Annotated in this window: 1 protein-coding gene and 1 pseudogene; both read left to right on the forward strand. The window is 69.8% G+C overall.

Going from position 1 to position 3,242, the window contains the following annotated elements:
• Nucleotides 1-137: pseudogene (locus tag KS423_RS41765) on the forward strand (ATP-binding protein); the annotation flags it as partial.
• A gap of 402 nt (nt 138-539) precedes the next feature.
• A partial coding sequence (locus KS423_RS41770) for a nitrate- and nitrite sensing domain-containing protein (RefSeq protein WP_224284939.1) occupies nt 540-3,242 on the forward strand: 2,703 nt, incomplete at its 3' end.

Consider the following 3,242-nt stretch of genomic DNA (forward strand, 5'->3'; position numbering starts at 1 on the left):
CCTCCGACGAAGTCCGCGAAGCCCTCCAACTCGGCACCGACACCCCCGTCATCACCCTCGACGCCCGCCGCCGGGACAGCGCCAAGAGCGCCCTCATCACCCTCGTCGAACACGCCCTGCTCGCCCGGCTCCGCTGAGCGCGGGGGGAACCGCACAGCCTCGACGGCCCGTCCCCTGCAACAGGCCGTCGGGGCTGCGACGCTTACCGGCCGGTGTCCTCCGGGGGCTCCGCGCAAGACCCGTGTATAAGCAGCGGATAACAGTTCGGTAGGCATTTTGTGATCAACAATGACTCAGTGTGGCGAATCAGCGTCACTCAGCGCCAGGTGACCACGGTTTTGCTCCGTCATGTCGGCGAATGTCCGGATTGTTCCGACGCGGGTGCCGGACGGCGGCTGTTTGTCCCCCATCCCTGCACGTGCTGAAATTCCAGCTGCCCCTGGATGTCTCCTGTGTCGGCCGGTCCGGCGGCACGTCAGGGCCCGGGGGTAGCGCTGGATTGATCCATGGCCGACATTCGGCCGAGAGGTAGTTGTCGAGTGAGGCGTAAGCAGCAACCCGCCCCGCAGCGGCGCTCCGAGCCCCGCCAGAGCGAGCCGAACGGTACCCCGGGGGACCCGACCGGATTCTCCGCGTTCACTCCCACCGAGGAACGCGCCCAGACCCCTGTCCCGGCCCCCGAGCCCACAGCCGCACCCACGAGGCCCCGCAGCGGCGGCTCGTCGGACGACGGCGGCGGCTCCAACCGGTACGACTTCCTCCGCCCGCGCAACTGGCGCGTGCCGACCCGTCTGATCGCGATCCTGCTGATCCCCGTGATCATCAGTCTCGTCTTCGGCGGTCTTCGCGTGAACACCTCGGTCGACGGCTACATCAAGGCCTCCCGCGCCGAGAAGACCGCGGAGCTGGCCAAGGCGGCGACCGAACTCGCCGAGGCGCTGGAGAACGAGCGCGACAAGACGCTGATACCCCTGCTCACCAAGCAGGACCCGAACAACGAGGTGACCAAGCGCCGCAACGACACCGATGCCGCGCTGAAGGCGTACAACGCCGCGTACGAGGCCTCCGACAAGTCCGGTGAGCTGCCTCGCCGCCATGACGCCTTCAAGATCCTGGTCGCCGACCTGCCGCACCTGCGGGCCAACGCGTACGGCCCTGAGCTGTTCCTCAGCGCCACCGCCAACGCCTACTCGGCGATGTTCGCCCCGCTGCTGGCCTACGACAACTCGGTCGGCCTGGGCTCCGCCAACGCCACCAGCAAGGGCCGCGCGATCTACGCGATGTCGCTGGCCAAGGCCTCCGCCTCGACCCAGCGCGCGCTGATGCTCAACCTGCTGGTCGGCATCGCGCAGAACACCACCACCCGGTACGAGAACGCCGACGCGACCCAGCAGATCGTGGTCGCGGAGAAGCTGGAGCAGGTCTCCCTCAACGAGTTCAACACCGGTAGCGCCCCCGAGGACGCCAGGAAGTACGCGGAGGCGCAGGTCGCCGTGGCCGCCGCCCAGGATCGCTCGGCGTACAAGATGCCGAACGGCACCGCGCCCACCATGCCGGGCCTGCTGACACTGGCCGCCTCGTACAGCCAGGCCGCCGCCGAGGGCCAGCTGAAGGGCAAGGCCACCGCCGACGCCGCGTTCGCCGAGGCGAAGAGCGCCGGTCTGACCCCGGACAACTGGAACCAGGCCGCCAACACGCACATCCAGGCCCTGCGGAACACCGAAGAGGCGCTGCTGGACGACGTCCTCACCGACTCCCGCAACCTCAAGGACAACGCGCTCTACGACGCCATCCTCAACACGGTCATCGTCGTCGCCGCACTGATCCTGGCCGGTCTGCTCACCGGCTACGTGGCCCGCTCGATGATCCTCGGCATGCGCACCCTGCGCAGCGCCGCCCTGGAGATCGCCGACCACCGCCTGCCGGACCTGGTCGAGAAGCTCTCCAAGACCGACCCCGACCGGGTCGACACCTCGGTGACCCCGATCCCGCTGCACGGCAAGGACGAGATCGGCGAGGTCGCCCGGGCGTTCGACCAGGTCCACCAGCAGGCCGTGGCGCTCGCCGCCGAGCAGGCCCTGCTGCGAGGGAACGTCAACGCGATCTTCACCAACCTGTCGCGCCGCAGCCAGAGCCTGATCCAGCGCCAGCTGGCGCTGATCACCGACCTGGAGAACAACGAGGCCGACCCGGACCAGCTGGAGAACCTCTTCAAGCTGGACCACCTGGCCACCCGCATGCGCCGCAACGGTGAGAACCTGCTCGTCCTCGCGGGCGAGGAGGCCGGCCGCCGCTGGAACACCCCGGTCCCGCTGGTCGACGTGCTCCGCGCCGCCGCCTCCGAGGTGGAGCAGTACGAGCGCGTCGAGCTCTCCGGCATCCCGGAGGTCGACGTCGTCGGCGCCGCCGTGACCGACCTCGTCCACCTGCTCGCCGAGCTGCTGGAGAACGCCACCTCGTTCTCCAGCCCGCAGACCCGGGTGCTGGTCAACGCGACCCGCCTGCCGGACGGCCGCGTGCTGGTCGAGATCCACGACAAGGGCATCGGCCTCACCGCCGAGGACTTCGCGGAGATCAACGAGAAGCTGGCCGAGCCGCCCACGGTGGACGCCACCATCTCCCGCCGCATGGGCCTGTTCGTGGTCGGCCGGCTCTCCCAGCGGCACGACATCCGCGTCCAGCTCCGCCCGTCCGGCGAGTCCGCCGGCACCACCTCGCTGGTCATGCTCCCGCCGTTCGTCACCCAGTCCGGTGCGGTGCCGGAGCCGGACGAGCAGTTCACCGTCTCCCGCATCTTCGCCGAGCAGGAGCCGACCGCCGAGTGGGCGCCGGACGACCGCTCCCGCAGCGCGGCCGAGCTCGGCTTCGACGACCACCTCACCGGCATCGGCAACGCCGGCTCCAGCGGGTTCAGCCCGGCCCTGGAGGCCGTCCAGCGCTCGCAGCGCCTCGACCAGGTCCGCCGCGCGGCCCTGGAGAGCGCCCCGCAGGCGCCGGTGGTGGACGCCGAGGTCGAGGAGGAGTACCAGCAGGGCTACGACCAGTACGCCCCGCAGGGTTACGACCAGCAGCAGGGCTTCGCGGACGACCAGTACGGCTACGACCAGGGCGGCTACCGGCAGGACGAGTACGCCCAGGACGAGTACGACCAGTACGCCCCGCAGGGTTACGACCAGCAGCAGGGCTTCGCGGACGACCAGTACGGCTACGACCAGGGCGGCTACCGGCAGGACCAGTACGCC

It is taken from the genome of Streptomyces sp. LS1784, from assembly GCF_020103755.1.
Lineage (GTDB): Bacteria > Actinomycetota > Actinomycetes > Streptomycetales > Streptomycetaceae > Kitasatospora.